Annotated in this window: 17 protein-coding genes; 8 read left to right on the forward strand and 9 right to left on the reverse strand. The window is 32.7% G+C overall.

Going from position 1 to position 19,804, the window contains the following annotated elements; translation table 11 throughout:
* Positions 1-274 precede the first annotated feature (274 nt).
* Positions 275-1,198: an ATP-grasp domain-containing protein gene (locus ACQ654_RS24610; protein ID WP_430413055.1), complete on the forward strand. Its 924-nt coding sequence runs from the start codon at positions 275-277 to the stop codon at positions 1,196-1,198.
* 36 nt (positions 1,199-1,234) lie between these two features.
* On the opposite strand, the gene ACQ654_RS24615 is transcribed toward ACQ654_RS24610, so the two are convergent.
* The 3 genes from ACQ654_RS24615 to ACQ654_RS24625 are packed head-to-tail and all read right to left on the reverse strand — an operon-like array spanning position 1,235 to position 4,090.
* On the reverse strand, positions 1,235-1,897 hold the full coding sequence (locus ACQ654_RS24615; RefSeq protein ID WP_430413056.1) for a YkgJ family cysteine cluster protein: 663 nt from the start codon (positions 1,895-1,897) through the stop codon (positions 1,235-1,237).
* 2 nt (positions 1,898-1,899) lie between these two features.
* Positions 1,900-2,571: a hypothetical protein gene (locus ACQ654_RS24620; protein ID WP_430413057.1), complete on the reverse strand. Its 672-nt coding sequence runs from the start codon at positions 2,569-2,571 to the stop codon at positions 1,900-1,902.
* Positions 2,558-4,090, reverse strand: coding sequence for a DUF4157 domain-containing protein (locus ACQ654_RS24625; protein WP_430413058.1), 1,533 nt, complete (start codon positions 4,088-4,090; stop codon positions 2,558-2,560). Before ACQ654_RS24625 ends, ACQ654_RS24620 begins: the two co-directional genes overlap by 14 nt.
* Before the next feature lie 171 nt (positions 4,091-4,261).
* Between ACQ654_RS24625 and ACQ654_RS24630 the strand changes: the two genes are divergently transcribed.
* Both ACQ654_RS24630 and ACQ654_RS24635 read left to right on the forward strand, forming a co-directional pair.
* Positions 4,262-6,604, forward strand: a complete 2,343-nt coding sequence (locus ACQ654_RS24630) for an AAA family ATPase (protein ID WP_430413059.1) — start codon at positions 4,262-4,264, stop codon at positions 6,602-6,604.
* Positions 6,601-7,494 carry a retron system putative HNH endonuclease gene (locus ACQ654_RS24635; RefSeq protein ID WP_430413060.1) on the forward strand — a complete coding sequence of 298 codons (894 nt, stop codon included), beginning with the start codon at positions 6,601-6,603 and terminating at the stop codon, positions 7,492-7,494. Before ACQ654_RS24630 ends, ACQ654_RS24635 begins: the two co-directional genes overlap by 4 nt.
* Positions 7,495-7,569: 75 nt before the next feature.
* Here the strand turns inward: ACQ654_RS24635 and holA are convergent, their stop codons facing one another.
* Complete coding sequence (gene holA, locus ACQ654_RS24640; protein ID WP_430413061.1) at positions 7,570-8,574, reverse strand: DNA polymerase III subunit delta; 1,005 nt, start codon at positions 8,572-8,574, stop codon at positions 7,570-7,572.
* A 60-nt stretch (positions 8,575-8,634) separates the two neighbouring features.
* On the opposite strand from holA, the gene ACQ654_RS24645 reads away from it, so the two are divergent.
* Positions 8,635-9,081: a type I restriction enzyme HsdR N-terminal domain-containing protein gene (locus ACQ654_RS24645; RefSeq protein ID WP_430413062.1), complete on the forward strand. Its 447-nt coding sequence runs from the start codon at positions 8,635-8,637 to the stop codon at positions 9,079-9,081.
* A gap of 58 nt (positions 9,082-9,139) precedes the next feature.
* Positions 9,140-10,141 (forward strand): glycosyltransferase family 2 protein, encoded by a 1,002-nt coding sequence (locus ACQ654_RS24650; protein ID WP_430413063.1) that lies wholly within the window; start codon positions 9,140-9,142, stop codon positions 10,139-10,141.
* A gap of 224 nt (positions 10,142-10,365) precedes the next feature.
* Here the strand turns inward: ACQ654_RS24650 and ACQ654_RS24655 are convergent, their stop codons facing one another.
* Positions 10,366-12,072: a T9SS type A sorting domain-containing protein gene (locus ACQ654_RS24655; protein WP_430413065.1), complete on the reverse strand. Its 1,707-nt coding sequence runs from the start codon at positions 12,070-12,072 to the stop codon at positions 10,366-10,368.
* A 173-nt stretch (positions 12,073-12,245) separates the two neighbouring features.
* Positions 12,246-13,370: a hypothetical protein gene (locus ACQ654_RS24660; RefSeq protein WP_430413066.1), complete on the reverse strand. Its 1,125-nt coding sequence runs from the start codon at positions 13,368-13,370 to the stop codon at positions 12,246-12,248.
* A gap of 285 nt (positions 13,371-13,655) precedes the next feature.
* Here ACQ654_RS24660 and ACQ654_RS24665 point away from each other — a divergent pair, with 285 nt between their 5' ends.
* Both ACQ654_RS24665 and ACQ654_RS24670 read left to right on the forward strand, forming a co-directional pair.
* Positions 13,656-14,537: an OmpA/MotB family protein gene (locus tag ACQ654_RS24665; protein ID WP_430413067.1), complete on the forward strand. Its 882-nt coding sequence runs from the start codon at positions 13,656-13,658 to the stop codon at positions 14,535-14,537.
* A gap of 208 nt (positions 14,538-14,745) precedes the next feature.
* On the forward strand, positions 14,746-15,450 hold the full coding sequence (locus tag ACQ654_RS24670) for a DUF1028 domain-containing protein (RefSeq protein ID WP_430413068.1): 705 nt from the start codon (positions 14,746-14,748) through the stop codon (positions 15,448-15,450).
* 57 nt (positions 15,451-15,507) lie between these two features.
* Here ACQ654_RS24670 and ACQ654_RS24675 read toward each other — a convergent pair whose 3' ends face one another.
* From ACQ654_RS24675 to ACQ654_RS24685, 3 genes are read right to left on the reverse strand one after another with little or no spacing between them, the layout of a single operon-like run.
* Positions 15,508-16,962, reverse strand: a complete 1,455-nt coding sequence (locus ACQ654_RS24675) for an FAD-dependent oxidoreductase (protein WP_430413069.1) — start codon at positions 16,960-16,962, stop codon at positions 15,508-15,510.
* The gene (gene mltG / locus ACQ654_RS24680) at positions 16,962-18,017 is read right to left on the reverse strand and encodes an endolytic transglycosylase MltG (protein ID WP_430413070.1); all 1,056 of its coding nucleotides are present in this window, start codon (positions 18,015-18,017) and stop codon (positions 16,962-16,964) included. The genes ACQ654_RS24675 and mltG overlap by 1 nt, the downstream gene beginning before the upstream one ends.
* A gap of 16 nt (positions 18,018-18,033) precedes the next feature.
* Positions 18,034-18,657, reverse strand: a complete 624-nt coding sequence (locus tag ACQ654_RS24685) for an L-threonylcarbamoyladenylate synthase (RefSeq protein ID WP_430413071.1) — start codon at positions 18,655-18,657, stop codon at positions 18,034-18,036.
* Positions 18,658-18,886: 229 nt separating this feature from the next.
* Here ACQ654_RS24685 and ACQ654_RS24690 point away from each other — a divergent pair, with 229 nt between their 5' ends.
* Complete coding sequence (locus ACQ654_RS24690; RefSeq protein WP_430413072.1) at positions 18,887-19,756, forward strand: alpha/beta hydrolase fold domain-containing protein; 870 nt, start codon at positions 18,887-18,889, stop codon at positions 19,754-19,756.
* Positions 19,757-19,804: the final 48 nt, after the last annotated feature.

The raw sequence follows: 19,804 nt of genomic DNA on the forward strand, positions 1-19,804 counted from the left end.
AACCTTGGAAAAAATTTAGAGAAAGATTTACGATTTTAGCTTTTTCAGCTAAAAACACCTCTGGAAAAGTGCCCTTTCTTTTGTTGAAGCCTGTGCTGAACTTGATTCGGTATTTCTTTAGGTAAGCAAAGAAAACGAAAATGAATAGTCAAAACTAATGTTTATCTAATCGTAAAAGTTATATCTGATTAATACAAATTAAACATATATTACAGTCCTTAAAGCCTGTTTTTTACAACAGGCTTTTTATATTTGTGAGACTAAATTTAACTGTATGAAACCAATTGATGTTGTTATTTTAACAGAAAAACGCTATGCAAATCCTGTAGAAACAAATGCGTATATAGACAATGTATTGTTGGAAGATAAGTTGGTAAAAGAAGCTTTAGAAAAAGAAGAGTTAAACGTTAAAAGACTTGCTTGGGATGACGCCTATTTTGATTGGAATACCACAAAATACGTGCTTTTTAGAACGACTTGGGATTATTTTGATCGCTTTTCAGAGTTTTCAAGTTGGTTAACTGAAGTTGGTCAAAAAACAATCTTATTAAATTCTGCAAAAATTATTCATTGGAATATTGACAAACACTATTTACATGATTTGTCAACTGCTGGAATCGAAATCGTTCCAACATACTTTATGGAAAAAGGTGACACGCGCACATTGTCTGAATTACATACAGCTTTGGGTTGGGAACAAACCGTGTTAAAACCTTGTGTTTCTGGTGCCGCACGACATACATACAAATTAAATCTTGATACAATTCACAAGCATGAAATTTTGTATAAAAACTTAATTTCTGAAGAAGCGATGATGTTGCAACCATTTATGAATCAAATTGTTACCAAAGGAGAAATTTCGTTAATTGTAATTAATGGAACGTATACGCATGCTATTTTGAAAAAAGCCAAAGCTGGAGATTTTAGAGTTCAAGATGATTTTGGTGGAAGTGTTTATGAATACAATCCTAGTTTAGCTGAAATTGACTTTGCTGAAAATGCTGTAAAAGCTTGTATTGAACTACCAATATATGCACGTGTAGATATTATTTGGGATAATGACGATCAATTGGCAATCTCTGAAATTGAATTGATTGAACCTGAATTGTGGTTTCGTCATAATAACGACGCCGCAACGCAATTGGCGAAAGGGATTGTTAAAAAGTTAGAAACAAAAAGTTTTACATTTAAAATTTAGCATTCAACATTTATAATTTAAAATAATTTTTTAAAGTTAGCTCTTAGCTTTGTATTCAATTTTCTGTTCAGGAATCATGTATACACCTTGTAATTGAACTTTTCGTTCTTGTAAATTAGTTTCAATCCATTCGGTGTTGAGTTCCATCGTTTCAAAATCTTTCCAAATACGTGTATCGTTTGCACAACTGTACTTTTTACATACTTTTGGACGATCGTTATAAATAGAACAACATTGTTTGTTTTCGTCTAAATGTGTGCAATATCCGGTTGATTTTTGCCGAATGTAATACGGTTGACCTAAATCCCATTTTGATTTTCCACCTTCTATTTCTTCAACAGACAAAGCAAAATTGAGTTTACAACAAACGCCTTTACAAATATGCAAGCGTTCCTCACAGTTTACAGGAACAAAATCATCCTTTTTTTCTGCTGCATCAACTCTAATAGCAATTCCTGCATGAAAATGTTCTTTACGTGCTAACGTTTCTGTACGCACATTTTGTACGACTTCTTCAAGCTTCTCTTTTTTAACTTTTCCATCATCAATCAACGTATCTATTAAGCCGTATAAGAACGATTCTATTTCGTTGATACGTTCTGCTTGATTACTTAGCGAACTATGTGTAAAATAGCCCGAACGTTCTAATTGGCGTTCCAGCTCTTGTACAATTTCTACATCTTGATTTAGTCCGTCCATACCTATTCGTTTTCTAAAACTTCTTTTAAGCGTTCAATTTCGGCATCTCTTTTCTCAAAATCTTGATAAAACGTCATTGGAATATCTTTAATTTTTGAAATATAAAATGCTGCGAAGTCTTTAACTCTGTATTGGTAATCATTTCCTAAAGTAGCTTCTTCACTTCCATCATAAAAAATCTGATTATCAGTATCTTCTAATAATTTTTTCAAAGAAGGAATTGCTATTTGTCCAAAAGAAACATAGTGCTTCCCTAATTTGCCTAAATCATTTTCTTCATATAAAAATCCCCACAAATTTCCGTTGAGATGCATAATATTATCATATTTTTCACTCGTATGAGTTAGCGCATATGCATATACATTTGATAAATTTTTATGAAATTTTTTATCAATTTTATTTTCAAATTCCAACAAAATAGTCGCTGCAAGAAACTTAGACTTTAAAGAAGTGGAAGAACTATTTATTACTTTTTTTAATAATTCACTATTCTTTCCACCATTCCAAACTTGATTTGAAATCACTGTATCCTGAATTTGATTCAAATCAAAATAATTATACTCTAATAGTTTTTCTTCAAATAGTTCAACTTGTTTCATCTTGTTATCATTTATACAACCATAGCAGAGTACTAGGCAGAGAATCATAAAATATTTTATATTAACTTCTTTCATCACTTAACGTTCCTATATCAGTCGCATTAACAGTCAGTTTATTACCTACAAAAATACCATCTACTACTCTAATTTCTCCATTAGTTCCAGCCGTTGCATTTCTTATTATTTCTACTCGTGTATTGGCTGGAATTGATAAAGGTGGACCAATAAAGTCTGGAGGATAAATTCCTGTTATTGATGTAGTGGTAAGCTTTATATCTGGTACTGGTAAATTTTCATTATTGACACTTAAAGAACTCTTACCTGTATTCCATTTTTCAGCTGACTTTAAAAAAGTTGAACTCGGAACGCCTTGAGATATTACTTTTAAAGGTAAAATAGTATGATTGCCTGCATTATCAGTTTCCCAACCCCATTGTACAGATCCATAATATGTTCCTTGTTGATTTCCTTTAATCGCTAATGCAGTAGTTTCAAAATATTGAGCAGAATTTTTAGATACATCAACACTTCCAATACTTGGACCATCTGCTAATATAGCGGCTTTATTTTTTAAAGCATTACTCGAATCTTTATAATTATACCCCAATTGATAAGTTGCATTTGCATTAGGATCTAATCTACTTAATCCTACTTTAGTAGTTTTTGATGTTCTATTATTATCAAGGTTTGTATCTTCAAGACCTTGTGTTGATGTTAAAGATTGAGAGCCATATATTGGATTATTTCTTGATTTTACTCTATCAATTCTAGTTCCTTCATCTGACATTCCCGTATGTGGATTATTTTCTGCATCGGCTGATTTTATTGCTCTAGAATCATAAAAATTATCTGAATTAGGATAAAAATGAGATCCATTATGAACTGTTTGAACAGATTGTGTCAATCCGATAAGTTCCGCGTCAACTAATGATTTTGGCTCAAACCTAAGCACCATATCTACACCTCTTCTTCTACTTCCGCTTGAAGTTAATGCGTAAGTATCATCATAAAACTTTCCTAAATGTGTTTCTTTCATTGCCATCTGCACCACATTACTCTTCGCTTGTGCAGTTCGTACTGAACTTCGCATACCTAAACCAGCAGAACGATATTTAGAAACCGCTTCTCCTCTAGCCGCTTTACGTCCAAAGTTATCCGCTTCGCTTTCCAAACTTCGGTCATCATTTATCATGATTCCTTTTTTCAAAGCTTTTGTTGGTTTTACAACACCTGCACGCTGTTGTGCAATATGTGTAAACTCGTGACCAATTAAATTTTGACCAGCTGATGAACTCGGATTGAATTCGCCCGGAGCGAAATGAATTTGCTCAGATTGTGTGAACGCTCTCGCTTGCATCTGAACAGCTTTCTGTGAGTTTGTATGAATCCCAACATTCGAAAAATCCTGCCCAAGAGAAGTCTCCATGTTAGATTGTAACTTATTAGGCAAGCTCTTATTTTTTTTTCCAGAAGTTGTTGGTGGTGTAAAACTATTCATATCCCCTTTTGGTTTTACAAACGATTTTCCTTCTTTCTTCTGAATAATAGTAGTTGCTCCTTTATCCGCAATGGGATTTTTCTTTTCTGCTTTCATGTCTCCATAATTTATAAATTTCTATAAAAGAAATAATAACAATACAATGTACTGATATAACTACACTTATCTTAGGGGAAAAACACCGTATTTTACTTTTGATGTTTTGTTTCTTATTATTTTTCACGTACTTTATCTAGTAAAGAAATTATTCCATCTAAATCGTACATTGTGATTAAAGTTAACAGAGATAAAATTGACAAGCCAAAGTTTTTTTATTCAAAAGAATACGATCGCTTACGGCAAGAAATAAATGATTTTTATGGAATGCACAAAAATTCTCGTGCACAACGTACGTTTTCTGTAGATCATTTTCCATATGAAGTGATCAATTTAATGATGGAATTATTCGATTATAAATGTGCTTTTTGCGAATCCAAACTTAGAGAAACTAAAATGGGTTACGAAGGATATGTGCATCGTTTTCGCCCAAGCAGTTATTCACAAGGATTTGATAGTAAGGAAGTTGCACAAGATCATTATTGGTGGTTAACCTATGAATGGGAAAATTTATATGCGTGTTGTCACAGTTGCAGTCGATTCAAATCAAATTTATTTCCCGTTGAAGGAAAACGAGCTCCGTTACAAACATCACACGGACAAATTTCCAGTGCTGAAAAAGCTTTTTTAATTGATCCATGTGTAGACGATCCAAGTTTATTTTTTGAATTCAATATTTCTTCATGCGAAATTGTACCTACAAACGATCAAAAACTCTCCTTTTTCTCAAAAATAAAAGAGTTAGATTTTAAAGCAGCACATAACAAACAAAAAGCAGAAGCCACCATAAAAATTTTAGGGCTCAACAGGCAAGACTTAATTTATGAACGTCAACAAATTATTAAAGAATTAAATGCAGCTATAGAAGCAATGCGGCGTGGTACTGATAAAACGCACTCAACCGCAGAAAAATGGAATGATGTTTTAAAAGGAACTTCTAAAGAAAACCATATAGCATTTAGAAAAGCGCTCATCAATGACTATTTAAAAGATAAAAAAATTCAAAGCTTATTAGGTCCGTTAATGGATCAAATTGATGCATATACAAAACAGCAAGAGCAGTTTGAAAGCATAAAACAACAAGAACCATTAGAGGAAATAAAAGGAGGTTTTGATTTTAATGATTTTTCACCAAGATCAGTTGGAAATGATCCCTATACAGAAGAAGCCGTTTTACCAAGCATAGAGGAAGAAGCTGAAGATATTTTTGATGGTATTCTTAAAAATGTATATCTCGATCGGATTGTATTGAAAAACTTTAAATGCTTTTCAGACTTAACACTAAAACTTCCCGATTATTCAGAAGATACAAGTTCGGAACCTTGGTTGGTATTTTTAGGAGAAAATGGCGTTGGAAAAAGTTCTGTTCTCAAAGCAATTGTACTTGCATTGATGGGACAAAAGTATTTGAATACGCTAAATCTTGAAGTAAAAAATTTGCTGAAATATGGAAAACGCTCAGGGTTTATTCAAGTATATGGCAAAGGAAAAGGTGAATTTTACGAAATCACATATAACAAAAAAGAAAACAAAATTGTTTCAAACATTCATCATCCAGCAGCTTTTTTAATTGGATATGGTTCAACCCGATTGTTACCAATTGGAAATTTACAACCCGAAGAAAATCATCCAGATTATATAAAAGTAAAAAACCTTTTTGATGCCTCTGTTTCATTATCTAATGCAAAAGATTGGTTTTTAAATACAGACCGTAAAACGTTTAATGAAGTATCACGTTCGTTAAAGAATTTGTTGTTATTGGACAATAAAGATGATATTAAAAGAAGTATTGTAAACAAGCAAATTTTCATCAAATACCATCATTCAAAAGAAACTGTTGATATTGATCATTTAAGTGATGGTTACAAGTCCGTTTTTGCCATTGCAATTGACATGATTTATACCTTATCAAAAGAAAATACGATATACGGACTTGCAGAAGGAATTGTCTTAATTGATGAAATTGGCACACATTTACATCCACGTTGGAAAATGGAAATTGTAAAACGTTTGCGAACAACATTTCCAAAAATTCAATTCATCATTACTACACATGAACCCTTGTGTTTGCGAGGTATTATAGACAATGAAGTTGTAGTGTTGCGAAAAAATGAAGAAAATACAATTGACGCCATTACAGATTTACCAAGTCCGAGTAGTTTGCGTATTGATCAATTATTGACATCTAAGTTTTTTGGACTGAATAGTACCATGGATATTGAAACTGAACTGTTATTTAAAAAGTATTACAAGTTGCTTGCGCTAGATGAATCTGAACGAAGCACAGATTATGAAGAACAACTCCAAAAGCTTAAAAATGAAGTACATGAACTAAAATACATGCGTTTTGGAAATGATGCGCGTGAGGAAATAGTATATCAAGTTGTGGATGAATTATTAGCTAAAAATATGCGCGATAATAATCTAAAAATTGACACGCAAAAAATAAAAAAAGAAACTGTTTCGAGAGTAAAAGCACTCTGGAAAAAATTAGATCAAAAAAATAAATTATGATTTTCATTAAAAGAGATTCGGTTGAAGTTCCCGAAATACTGAAAGATGGAAGTGTCAAAGTACAAAAAGAACTTGAAAAAGCCACAGCACACTATGCAGATGCATCCAATACGAAAGCGTATAAGTTTTCAGTATACAGCCATGCGACCATAAAACAAGCGTTAATTGATATGAGTTTTGGAAAATGCGCCTATTGTGAAGGTGATATTCTGGCAACTTATGTTGGTGATATTGAACATTTTCGCCCAAAAGGAGAAATTGAAGAGTTAAAAAAAGATGGAAACTCCAAACCAGGCTATTATTGGCTCGCCGCCGATTGGAACAATTTATTATTCTCTTGTAGAAATTGCAATCAAAAATCAAAACAAGAAACTTCTGAAAACGATGAAGCTACTAGCATGGGAAAAATGAATCAATTTCCGTTGGCAGATGAACAATTTAGAGTTCGCACCATTGATGGTGATTTAAAAAAAGAAGATGAAGTTCGCTTGTTAATTGATCCTTCCGTTGAAGATCCTGAAGTATATTTTAAATATGATATGAATTCTGGTGTCATAAAACCAAAAGCGGAAAGTGAATTCAAAAAAGAACGTGCAGATACTTCCATCAAAGTTTTTGCTTTGCAACGCGTTCCATTAGTGCAAAGACGGGAGAAAAAAGCACTAGAAATAAGTGCACAAATGCAAGCTATTGAAGATTTTATGGAAATTGTTGATCGATTTTACGATCCTGAAATTGCAGCAACACATGATTTATTAGACAAACTAGAAGTCCAAATAGAACGCTTAAAAAACTTCTTAAACCCTAAAGAAGAATACCTTGGCTTAGCAAAACAAATGATTGGACAGTTTATGCAGAAAAACTTCGAAGTAGATATCAATGCAGCTTAACTGGTTTTGGGTTTTGGGTGAATGAACAGAAAACAAAAAACATTAAAACATTAAAACATTCAATCAAGCACAAACTTAGTTCATAATCTTCACCAACAACTCTTTTAATAAATCGCCATTGGACAAATTACTTGCGCCAACACCTTTACTTTTTACGTCCATTTCGCGTAATGTTGCCACAATTCCACTCACATTTTTCATTGGATAATTACGAGCGGCAACTTGATATTCTTTCACAAAAAACGGATTGATACGCAATACAGAAGCTACATTTTTAGGATTTTGATCGCGTAAACCATGATATTGTAACAATTGTGAAAAGAAATTAAACAACAACGAAACTGTCACTACTGTGGGATTGTCTTTTGGGTTTTCAGAAAAATACGTAATAATTCGAAACGCTTTTGCAATATCTCGATCGCCAATTGCTTTTCGCAACTCGAAATTGTTATAATCTTTACTAATTCCTATATTTTCTTCAATCAAAATTGGCGTAATTTCGCTTCCTTTTGGCAGAATTAATTGTAACTTTTCAAGTTCGTTGTTAATCTTACTCAAATTCGTTCCTAAAAATTCGACTAACATTTGTGCCGCTTTTGGTGTAATTTGATACTTTTTTCCAGCCAACACTCTACGAATCCAATCTGCTACTTGATTTTCGTATAATTTCTTACTTTCATACATCACTCCACTTTTCACAGTGGCTTTATACAATTTTTTATTCTTAGCAATTTTCTTGTACTTATAGCAAATCACCAATACTGTAGAAGGTTGCGGATTTTCAATATAACCAACTAATTTATCAATGGTTCTCGACAAATCTTGTGCTTCTTTCACAATCACCACTTGTCGTTCTGCCATCATCGGATATCGTTTGGCATTGGCAACAATATCATCAATAGTAACATCGCGTCCGTATAACACCATTTGGTTGAAACCTTTTTCTTCTTCAGCCAATACTTTTTCTTCAATATAATCAGCAATTCTGTCAATATAATAGGCTTCTTCACCCATTAAAAAGTAAATAGGTTTTATATTTCCTTGCTGAATATCTTTGACAATCTGTTTTGCTTCTTCCATGAGTATGACAAATGCGGAATTGTATTGGTTTTCGATGCACGAATCGTTAGTTTTGTGCTTATGGAACTCTTAAATTTTCCAAAATATACATTCCGCTTCAAAAATAGGGAAAATAAAATCTATATTTTTGATGCAATTCGGAAAAAGTTTATGGTATTAACTCCTGAAGAATGGGTTAGGCAACATACAGTACAGTTTCTTTTGCAAGAGAAAAAATATCCTTTAAGCTTGATAAATGTTGAAAAAGAACTCATTTTCAATGGTTTAAAAAAACGGTACGACATTGTCATATTCAACTCGGATGGAAGTATTTTTTTAGTAGTTGAATGCAAACGAAGTGCAATTGCTATTAATCAGAAAACTTTTGACCAAATTGCACGTTATAACATGGTGTTGGAAGCAACATATTTAATGGTTACCAATGGTTTAGATCATTATTATTGTACGATGGATTATGAAGCGAAACAATATCATTTTTTACGGGAAATACCTGATTACAAGTTGTGAGTTGTGAGTCAAGGAACCTTCAAATAAACAGATATACAAAATATAAATTTTTAAAACTTTGAGTAGAAACAAAATTGCAGTCGTTATACTAAATTGGAACGGAAAACAGTTGTTAGAACAGTTTTTACCGAGTGTAATTGCGTTTTCAAAAGAAGCGACAATTTATGTAGCTGATAACGCTTCAAGTGATGATTCAGTGGCGTATGTAAAAGCAAATTTTCCCGAAGTTAAGATTATTCAAAATGCTAAAAATGGTGGCTATGCAAAAGGGTATAATGATGCATTACCACACGTTTCGGAAGACATTTTCTGTTTGTTAAATTCAGATATTGAAGTGACAGAAAACTGGCTCACTCCTATTCTATCAGAATTTAATTCGAATCCTGAAACGGCAATTATTCAACCGAAAATTTTAGATTTTAAACAAAAAACACATTTTGAATATGCTGGCGCGGCTGGCGGATTTATTGATAAGTACGGATATTTATATTGTAAAGGGCGAATTTTTCAAACACTTGAAGAAGATGTACAACAATACAATGAAAGTTCGGAAATTTTCTGGGCTTCTGGTGCGTGTTTATTCATCAGAAAAAATGTTTTTACGGAATTGAATGGTTTCGATGAAGATTTTTTTGCACATCAAGAAGAAGTTGATTTGTGTTGGCGTGCGTTTAATGCAGGATACAAAACAAAGTGTATTCCTGAAAGTGTTGTGTTTCATGTTGGTGGCGCAACATTGGATAGTTCTAATCCACGAAAAACATATCTAAATTTTAGAAATTCATTGTGTATGCTTGCGAAAAATCTCCCGAAAGGGAAACTATTTCCAATCATATTTTCACGATTGATATTAGATGGAATTGCCGCATTACAGTTTTTAATCAAACTACAATTCAAGCACTTTTTAGCTGTTATAAAAGCACATTTTCACTTTTATGCACGTTTACCTAAAATGCTTAAGAAACGTGGAGAAACACAGCAAAAACAGTACTTTCAACACAAATTTATTGTGTATTCATATTTTATAAAAGGAAAGAAAACATATTCGAAATTATCTTAATTTATTGTATTTGAAAAAATCATTTTCATAGTAATATTATCTTTTATTACATACAATAGTACTAGCAAAAAAATAGATGAAATTTAAGAAGATAGCGTAATTCGATTTTATGATTTAGAACTCGTTTACTCTTTTTCAATTTTCACTTGTATCTAAAAAGTGTAAACGAGTTTATAGCCAATCAATGTTAAAAAGATTGGCTTTATCATAAAAATTTGAGTTGATTAATTAATTATCAACTTATGTGTTTCCGTAATTGAATTTCCAGTTACATTTAAAAAATAAATACCTCTTGAAATGTTTTGTAATGGTAACGTTACTTTTTCAATATGCTGGAACTTCTTTTTAAACAGTAATTCTCCAGATACCGTAAAAAGTGTAATATCTACTTCTTGAATATTTTTTTGAAAACTTAGATTAATTCTTTCTTTTGCAGGGTTTGGAAATATATAACTTTGTTGATTTTCAAAAGTATTTACAGATAATACTTCTGGATCTTTCCATTTTGAAGTAAAAATATTATAGCCACTACCTCTATTTTGGTTATCAGTATTGGTTGTAAAATCAAAATCTACCGAACCTGTAAAAGTTCCTGCGATGTATATTTGATTTTGTGGTCCAATTTTTATTCCGTACGGAATGTCCCAACTTGAACCTCCGATAGATTTTGCCCAAATAAAATTACTATCGCCATCAATTTTTTGAACAAAAATATCATCATTCCCATTAGAGGTCATTGTGTTTGTTGTATTTGAAAAATCAAAATCAGGCGTAAACTGAAATGAACCTATAAAGTAGACTTTATCATCAACATCTATAGCGATATCGGTTGCATCTGATCGTACATTTACGCCATCTATATTTTTTGCCCATTGAAAGTTTCCGCTAGAATTAAATTTTGCAATAAAAGCATTATACGCGCCAGTTACTGTTACATTATAAGTAGAAGAAGTTGGATCAAAATCACCACTATCAGCCACATATCCAACAAAGTATATATTTTCATTACTATCAAGTGCAATTCCTCTTCCGATTTCATCAGAAGATCCACCAGCTGTTCTCGCCCAAATAAAGTTTCCGTTAGTATCTAATTTATGTATGTAATAGTCTCTTATTCCATTAGATGATCTATTGTAAGTGCCTGAACCTGTATTAAAATCTACTGTTGATAAAAATTCTCCTGTAGAGTATACATATCCAGAATTACTGACTACAAGTGCATGACCAATATCATGACTGTTAGAGCTTCCAAATGTTCGTACCCAAGAAAAGTTTCCATTTACATCTAGTTTGTGTACATAAATATCTGAAAATCCGCTACTTGTAACGTTGAATGTTCCTGAACCTGGATCAAAATCTGCGGTATCTCTAAAGTAACTAGTAGTATACACATTTCCTGTAGCGTCAACATCAACACTTCCATAATCATTTGAAAATGAAGTTCTTCCAAAGGCTTTTGCCCAGACTAAATTTCCGTCAGCATCTAATTTCAATACATAGTTTTGATAGTAATCTCCAGAAACTAATTCACTTACATTTGAACTCGGATCAAAATCAACAGTTCCTCTAAAAAATCCTGTAATAATTACATTGTCATTCGCATCAATTACAATATCACTTGCAACATCAGAAAAACTAGAACCAAATGAAACTGCCCAAACAAAGTTACCATTGGCATCTAATTTTTGTATGAACATATCACTACTTCCATTACTAGATAGTGTAAATGACGAACTGCTGCTCGGATCAAAATCTACGGTATTACTAAAATATCCTGCCGTATATACATTTCCGGTCGAATCATAATCAATACTAAGTGCAAAGTCATAACCGCCACTGCCGCCAACTGTTTTAGCCCAGTTATATGCGGTATCTTGAGCAAATAATATATAGGAGAAAGCAAAAAGTAATAGGGTAATTTTGTGTTTCATTATGTATGTGCTTTTATCTTGCAAAGATAAAAAACATTTTGATGTACTACTAGCATTTAAATTTCAAAAAACAGTGAATAATCTATATATAAATTACACTCATGAAAAATTCAATCTGACTGAAAGTATACTTAATTTATGAGTAATGAAGTGATATATTGAAAATCATACTATTATTTCCTTGCCATTTGTATAATCGTAACCAAATCATCGCTTTTCATTTTGGTTTCTACAAATACATAAAAATCTTCATTTTCCAAATATTTTGATTCTATCACACTTCCTGTACGTTTTGTGCCATCTTCCGTTACTTTATAACCTCTTTTTTCTAATTGTTTTACAAATGTACTTCCAGATATTATATCACAAACATAAGCAATCTCCTGATTATCAATAAATTTAAGCGCGGCACCTTTGTTTTCATTATACCAAGCACCAGAAGAAGCATCTTTTTTCCAGCCTAATGAAATTTTATTCAAGCCTTTTACCGTTGGTATAAATTCTTCCATTAAAATAGCTTCCAAATCTGCTGGCAATAAATCGCGTTCTTCCGTATCTGTAAACTGTCTGATGTTATCTTCTTGCGTCAATAAGCGCATAATTGAAGGATATTTGGACGAATACACAATATTTACACGTTGATCTTGGTAATATCGGTTAAATTCACTGTTGCCAACTTCCGTTTTTATTTCTTTCATTGTACCATTTTTGGTCGTAAAACGCACTACAATTGTTGAGTACGTTCCGGTTCCAGAGCTTGTGGAAATGCCCGAAATAATTATTCCGTCAGTACGAACTTGCGTTTCTGCTAAAATTCGATCTTCAACAGCATTAAATCTGGCTGAGAATATAAAAAATAGTACAATTGCAGGAATGATTGCTATGGCAAAAGCCGCTGTATAATCGGGCTGAAGCGTATCTTCAACTTCTAATTGGACTTTTTCAGGCTTCCATCTATTAAAATAAACAAGGGTAAAAACAGCAAATATGATACATACTATAACGCCAATAACCGCCAAAATAGTTGTAATTCCATAAATATCATATTCTGGCAACACAAACATAAATAGAATAAAAGATACTAGTGTTAATGTAAGAAATGTTCCAAAAATAATTTTATTCCTCATTGGTAGTTTTTGCAACTTTTCTTCTCGTATATTCTTTTTTGCTTCCGCTAGAATTTCGTCTTGTTCTTCTTCTGTACAACCTTTACTTCCTAGATATTTCTTTATTTGGTATGAATATTCATTACGCTGAATTCGTTTGGTAACTTCAATCAATAAGTCTTTTCTCTTCATGCTATTCGGTATTGTTTTATCGTTTTATATCATTGTAATTTTCAAATACATACGGATATCGATACCAAATGAACACAAAAATGAATTCTAATCAAAATAACACTTCCAATAATTCATGAATTTTGACTAATGTTGCCAAACAATAAAGCTACGTTTGGTACGTTATCTCAAATCTATTAAGTTAATTGGTTTAAAAGTTTGTTAATCCTTGTTAATTCAATAGCATTTTTAATATTTTTGAACTTAATTTTCGAAAAAACCGTTTTAATTATAAAAATAAGATTTATGAAGAAGATTCTCTTATTGACAGCAACTGTATCAATTTTGCTATCATCTTGTGTTTCTAAAAAAGAATTTGCCGAATTGGAAGCAAGACACAAAGAAACCAAAGATTTACTAAATTCTGCAACCGTAAAACTAAACTCATGTTTAGAAGAAAAAGCCTCTTCCTCTGCACGCGCAGAAGCGTTAAAAGAGCAAGTTGTAGATTTGAGAAAAGCTAATAGTGATTTGAAGGAAAATAATCAAAGTTTGATTCAAAACACTAGAGATATGACTGTTTTGACGACTAAAGGTGCTGAAAACCTTGAAAAGTCATTAGAAAGCATGAAAGAAAAAGATTTGAAAATTACACGTTTACAAGACGCTTTAAACAAAAAGGATAGTGTAACGTTGGCAATTGTTTCTAGTTTGAAAAAAGCAGTTGGAATTGACGATCCGGATATTGAAATCAACGTTGAAAAAGGTGTTGTTTTTATCTCTATTGCAGACAAATTATTATTTAAAAGTGGTAGCTACAACGTAACAACTAGAGCGCAAGAAGTTTTAGCAAAAGTTGCGAAAGTTGTAAACAGCAAGCCAGATTTTGAATGTATGGTAGAAGGTCACACAGATAACGTACCTTATAGTAAAGGTGTGTTGATTGATAACTGGGATTTGAGTGTAAAAAGATCAACATCAATTATTCGTGTGTTACAAGAATTGGGTGTAAATCCGCAACAGTTAATTGCAGCTGGAAGAAGTTCATATGTTCCTTTAGTTGACAACGATACAGCGGCTAACAGAGCTATAAACAGACGTACACGTATTGTTGTATTACCAAAAATTGATCAGTTTTATGACATGATCGAAAAAGAAATGAAAACACTTTCCGCAGAAGGAAAATAAGATATAAATTTTAGGTATTAATTTAAAAGAGCGCTTCCATTATGGAGCGCTCTTTTTGTTTATAATGTCCGCTCTGAAATAAAATATCAACCGCTACTATAACACATGTTGATGGCAATTGTTTTTAATAGTTAATTTTAAGAAAGTGCAACATCCGCAAATATGATTCGTCTTTACAATATATTTCTAATATTAAATCAATTCAATCATGAACAAAAAAACTACCTCCTTACTGATTTTATTCTTAACTATTTTTTCTACACACTGCTATGCTACTTGGTCAATAATTGCCGTAGATCGTAAAACAGGTGAAATTGGCATTGTTGGTGCATCCTGTACTTTCGATGTATCGGGCATTGCGTCAATCGTACCTGGAAAAGGAGCCATCGTAGTTCAGGCTGGAAGCGATTATTTTGCCCGAATGAAAGGTGTTGAATTAATGAAAAAAGACATTCCATTAAAAGAAATACTTAGTGCAATGAAAAATAAAAAGTTTACTCCAGAAAGACAACAATACGGTTTGATTGTTTTGGATTCAAAGTCTAAACCTCTAGTATATTCTGGTTCTGAGATCAAGGATTGGAATGGAGCACAATTAAGTAATGACTTCGCTGTTATGGGCAATATTCTTACTGATAGTCAAGTAATTTCAAAAGCATACAAAGCATTTGATGAAAATAGAGATAAATCATTGGCAGCGCGCTTAATGTTGGCTTTAAAAGCTGGGGAAAAAGCTGGAGGAGATAAAAGATGTGGAACGCAGTATGCTAGATCTGCTTTTCTAATGGTTTACAAACCTAAAGATGGAGCTATTATAAAACTGGCTGTACAAGGAATAGAAAAAGGTGGCAAACGAGCTGTAACTTTATTAAATGAGAAATTTAAATTTTGGCGAAAAGAAGAAAAACAATAAATTTAAAAACCAAGAAGTCTAGAATTCGCTGTCAAAAAGTCCAATAATCTAATAAGTCTACACTTTTATACTTTGCGGATGTTGAATTCGATTATCAGGATCAAGCTGTTGTTTTATTTTTTGAAGTTCAGGAAGGTATTTTCCATAGTATGACGTTTCAAAATCTTTGAAATTGATATCTGGATAGTTTCTATAATGCGCTCTGATTCCGTGATCGTAGAAACGTTGTTGAATTTCTTGAAACGCAGTCAACAATTGGGCTTCTTGCGTTGGTTTTTCCCAATAGGATTGCAATTCTGACCAAAACGGCAAACTTCTGTGTGGAAATACCGAACGTTTTTCTAACGACTCAGAATTTACATTTCCACCAACCGTATTTACTTGATAAATTAAACCTCTAGTTGTAATTACTTTTTCGATGACAGCATCAATACAACCTTCAATTTCTGAAAAATCTTTGTACAATCCTGCGCAAGCATTTTTAAAATACAACGGATGTTGCACGCCATAAAACGTTTTTAAAGCTTTTGGCAATGCGCGTTTGTTTCCGATAGTTCCTTTGTTAGATATCTTTTTTAGTGCAGTATACACTTTTAAAACATCCGCTACTGCTCTATCGTCGTAGTTTGTGATGAGAATGGTTAAGGTTTTACCATTTAATACAAATGCTGAAAAGCTTGATTTTGGTAGATTTCCTGCCAATTCAAACCATGTTTTTAGTAGTTTTTTAGCACGAACTGTATCTAGTTTATACGATTTACATCGAAATGCTTGAAAGTATTTTGGAGCTTGATAGGTTCTGAATCTCATCTTCGTTATCACACCAAAATTTCCGTTTCCGCCGCCTTTACAAGCTTTTAAAATTGCTGATTTCCCTGTTTCTTCATGAATGTTTCCGTTTCCATCAACCAAAGTAATGGCTTCTAAACTATCGCAGGTTAAACCATATTTACGACTAAAAAAACCATATCCGCCACCTAAGGTTAAACCTCCAATTCCGACAGTTGCACACGAACCTGAAGGTAAAATGCGTTGTTTTGGTAAAAGTTCGTCATACAATTCTTTGAGTATACAACCTGTTCCAATTGTGATGCTATGATCTTCATTCCATTGAATGTTTTTCATTGCAGAAACATCAATCACTAAACCAGTATTTGTACTTGAAAACCCTTCAAAACTGTGGCCACCACTTTTTACTACAACTTTTAGTTGTTTGAAGATCGCAAATTGCATTGCGGCTACAACACCTTCTGTAGTGAAACATTGTGCTATAAATGTTGGTGCTTGCTGAATTCGTTTGTTAAATCGGATGGCTAGTTCTTGATATTCAGCATCTGCTTTTTCGTAGATTTTTATATTTTCGGGAAGTAACTCAGGCATTTTTGGAGTCGTATCTTCTACTGAAGTTTCTCCATTTTGCTGTTTTTTATCATCTGCACATGACCAAATTGTGTATCCAATTCCTCCGAGTACAATTAATTTTGAAAAATCTCTACGATTGTATGTTGACATTAGCGATAAATGTTTCGTTCGTTTAATGCTTTGTGATATTTACGCGCATTGATTTCATGTTGCCTGTTGGTTTTAGCAAAGTTGGAATAACCTGAAAAATCTTCTTTCGCGCAGAAAAATATATATTCATGCTTTTCATAATTCAATACTGCATCAATGTATTGTTCAGATGGAATATAAATTGGCCCTGGCGGTAAACCTCTGTTTTTATAGGTGTTATACGGAGAATCGAGCTCTTTATCTTTGTTTAAAATTCGTTTAATTTCAAAATCACCCAAAACCCACTTTAATGTCGGATCGGCATCTAGTGGAATTCCTCTTCTGAGGCGATTTACATAGACACCTGCAATTTTTGGCGCTTCGTCCATTTTTATGGTTTCACACACTACAATCGAAGCCAATGTAGAAACTTCCGTTTGTGACATGTTTAATGCTTTTGCTTTTGCTTTGCGCTCTGGCGTCCAAAATCGTTTGTATTCTTTGGCAAGTTTCGCAAGTAAATCATCCGCAGAAATATCCCAATACGCATTGTATGTATTCGGAATAAACATCGTATTGATCGTTACTGGTGTAAATCCAAATTTGCTTGTGTATGTAGCATCTGTGATTCTTTTTAAAATTTCATCCGCAGATAATTCAACATTCATAGCTATTTTTTCAGCAACTTCTTTCTTCGTTCGTGCGTTGTTAAACGTGATTTGTATTTCTTTTTCACCATTTCCTTGGCGTAAATCTTCTACTATTTTACTATACGCAACATTTTTCGGAAACGTGTATCTTCCAGCTTCTAATGTACTTTGTTTTAAGTTTCTAAAAGTGGCATATTTGCTAAATTTTTCAGTATCCTCAATAATTCCTTTAGCATTTAAATCTTTGATAACTGCTGAAAATACAGCATCTGTTTTCACATAAAAATCTGTAGTTTTAGTAATTGCAGATGTTTTCTTTCCATAAAAATACATGGACGCTTTTGGATATATAAATACTGAACCTATTCCTATGATCACAGCCAAAATTATAATTATAACTGCTGTTTTACTGCTTTTTTTCTTCACTATTTATTTTGTTTTTTTACAGAATGACATCAATATCACCTTTTCCTTCTCTAATAATTTCAGGCTCATGGCCAGATAAATCAATGATTGTGGATGCAACATTGTCGCCATAACCACCATCAATCACAATATCGACCAAATTATCCCACTTTTCTAAAATCAACTCTGGATCGGTTGTATATTCTACAATATCATCTTCATCATAGATAGACGTTGACACTATCGGATTCCCTAATTCTTGCACAATCGTACGTGCAATGTTGTTATCAGGTACACGAATTCCGACCGTTTTTCGTTTTTTAAATGCTTTTGGAAGATTGTTATTTCCTGGCAAGATAAACGTATACGGACCTGGCAATGCTTTTTTGAGAATCTTATACGTTGCCGTATCAATTTGACGAATATAATCGCTAATATGGCTTAAATCGTTGCAGATAAACGAAAAATTCGCTTTTTCAAGTTTAATTCCTTTTATACGTGCAATTCGCTCTAATGCTTTGGTATTTGTGATATCGCAACCCAATCCATAAACCGTATCGGTAGGATAAATAACCAATCCGCCATTTCGAAGTACATCTAGCACCTTTTTGATTTCCTTCGGATTCGGATTTTCATTATATAGTTTTATAAATTGAGCCATATTATTGTTACAACTTTGTCACACAAAAGTAATTGATTTTTAGTAATTATATACAATCCTTCTTGAAACTGTATGATGTTGCATAAAAGTACAAATTTAAAATATTTTAAAATATTGATTTTAAGTGATTTTCATAAAAAAAGTAGTGTTAAACTTTTAAGTCAAAATTAAGACTTCTGTATACTTTTTTTTAAGATATTGCGTTCACATTAGTATGAAAACCAATCTTATGAGAAAATCATTTTACGTCGGTATTTTAAGTCTTTTTATCTTGCTAACTTATGCCTGCTCGGAAGATAATGACACAATTCTTTCTTCATCACCAACAGATGAAACAACAGTAGAAGCAAAAACGATGCTAAATGTTTCGTATGGTGCCGATAGCAATCAAGTATATGATATTTATTTACCTCAAAATAGGACACTTACCACCAAAGTGATGATTTTTGTGCATGGTGGTGGTTGGACATCGGGTGATAAATCGGATATGTCAACGTTTATAGAATTAATGCAAACTGACTTGCCTGAGTATGCAGTTGTGAATGTAAATTACCGTTTGGCAAATAATACAACTTCTCCTTTTCCAATGCAATTGGAAGATATTACAGCAATTATTAATGATTTAAAAGCACGAAACGAAGAATATATTATTTCGGAAGATTACGGTTTTTTAGGGACGAGTGCTGGCGCGCATTTATCCATGCTTTGGAGTTATGATTACGATACACAAGGTGACGTAAATATGGTGGCAAGTATTGTTGGACCTACCAATTTGGCTGATCAAGCATATTTGGATAATGCCGATCCTACAATTCAAGCGTATATAAATTTATTGGGAATTGATTTGGTAATTCCATTTTTAGAAAGCTTTAGTCCTTTACACAAAGTAACTGCCGACGCGCCGCCAACTATTTTATTTTATGGTGGACAAGATCCGTTGATTCCGAATTCACAAGGAATGGACTTGAGTGATAAATTGTCTGTTTTAGGTGTAACACATAGTTTTACTTTTTATCCAAATGAAGCACATGGCTGGGTTGGACCAAATGCTACTGATACGTGGAATCGATTTAAAACGTTTGTTGCGGAGCATCATTAGGTAAAAAAATCAATGATTTAAAGATTGAATAATTAAAAGAATATTATT

The sequence above is a fragment of the Kordia sp. genome, assembly GCF_965283645.1.
GTDB lineage: Bacteria > Bacteroidota > Bacteroidia > Flavobacteriales > Flavobacteriaceae > Kordia.

Bases quoted from the DNA above. Each gene is read 5' to 3' on its own strand.
- holA (WP_430413061.1), bottom strand. From the start codon at position 8,574: ATGGAAGAAGCAAAACAGATTGTCAAAGATATTCAGCAAGGAAATATA.
- ACQ654_RS24625 (WP_430413058.1), bottom strand. From the start codon at position 4,090: ATGAAAGCAGAAAAGAAAAATCCCATTGCGGATAAAGGAGCAACTACT.
- ACQ654_RS24670 (WP_430413068.1), top strand. From the start codon at position 14,746: ATGAACAAAAAAACTACCTCCTTACTGATTTTATTCTTAACTATTTTT.
- ACQ654_RS24620 (WP_430413057.1), bottom strand. From the start codon at position 2,571: ATGAAAGAAGTTAATATAAAATATTTTATGATTCTCTGCCTAGTACTC.
- ACQ654_RS24660 (WP_430413066.1), bottom strand. From the start codon at position 13,370: ATGAAGAGAAAAGACTTATTGATTGAAGTTACCAAACGAATTCAGCGT.
- ACQ654_RS24615 (WP_430413056.1), bottom strand. From the start codon at position 1,897: ATGGACGGACTAAATCAAGATGTAGAAATTGTACAAGAGCTGGAACGC.
- ACQ654_RS24645 (WP_430413062.1), top strand. From the start codon at position 8,635: ATGGAACTCTTAAATTTTCCAAAATATACATTCCGCTTCAAAAATAGG.
- ACQ654_RS24685 (WP_430413071.1), bottom strand. From the start codon at position 18,657: ATGGCTCAATTTATAAAACTATATAATGAAAATCCGAATCCGAAGGAA.
- ACQ654_RS24610 (WP_430413055.1), top strand. From the start codon at position 275: ATGAAACCAATTGATGTTGTTATTTTAACAGAAAAACGCTATGCAAAT.
- ACQ654_RS24635 (WP_430413060.1), top strand. From the start codon at position 6,601: ATGATTTTCATTAAAAGAGATTCGGTTGAAGTTCCCGAAATACTGAAA.
- ACQ654_RS24690 (WP_430413072.1), top strand. From the start codon at position 18,887: ATGAGAAAATCATTTTACGTCGGTATTTTAAGTCTTTTTATCTTGCTA.
- ACQ654_RS24655 (WP_430413065.1), bottom strand. From the start codon at position 12,072: ATGAAACACAAAATTACCCTATTACTTTTTGCTTTCTCCTATATATTA.
- ACQ654_RS24675 (WP_430413069.1), bottom strand. From the start codon at position 16,962: ATGTCAACATACAATCGTAGAGATTTTTCAAAATTAATTGTACTCGGA.
- ACQ654_RS24665 (WP_430413067.1), top strand. From the start codon at position 13,656: ATGAAGAAGATTCTCTTATTGACAGCAACTGTATCAATTTTGCTATCA.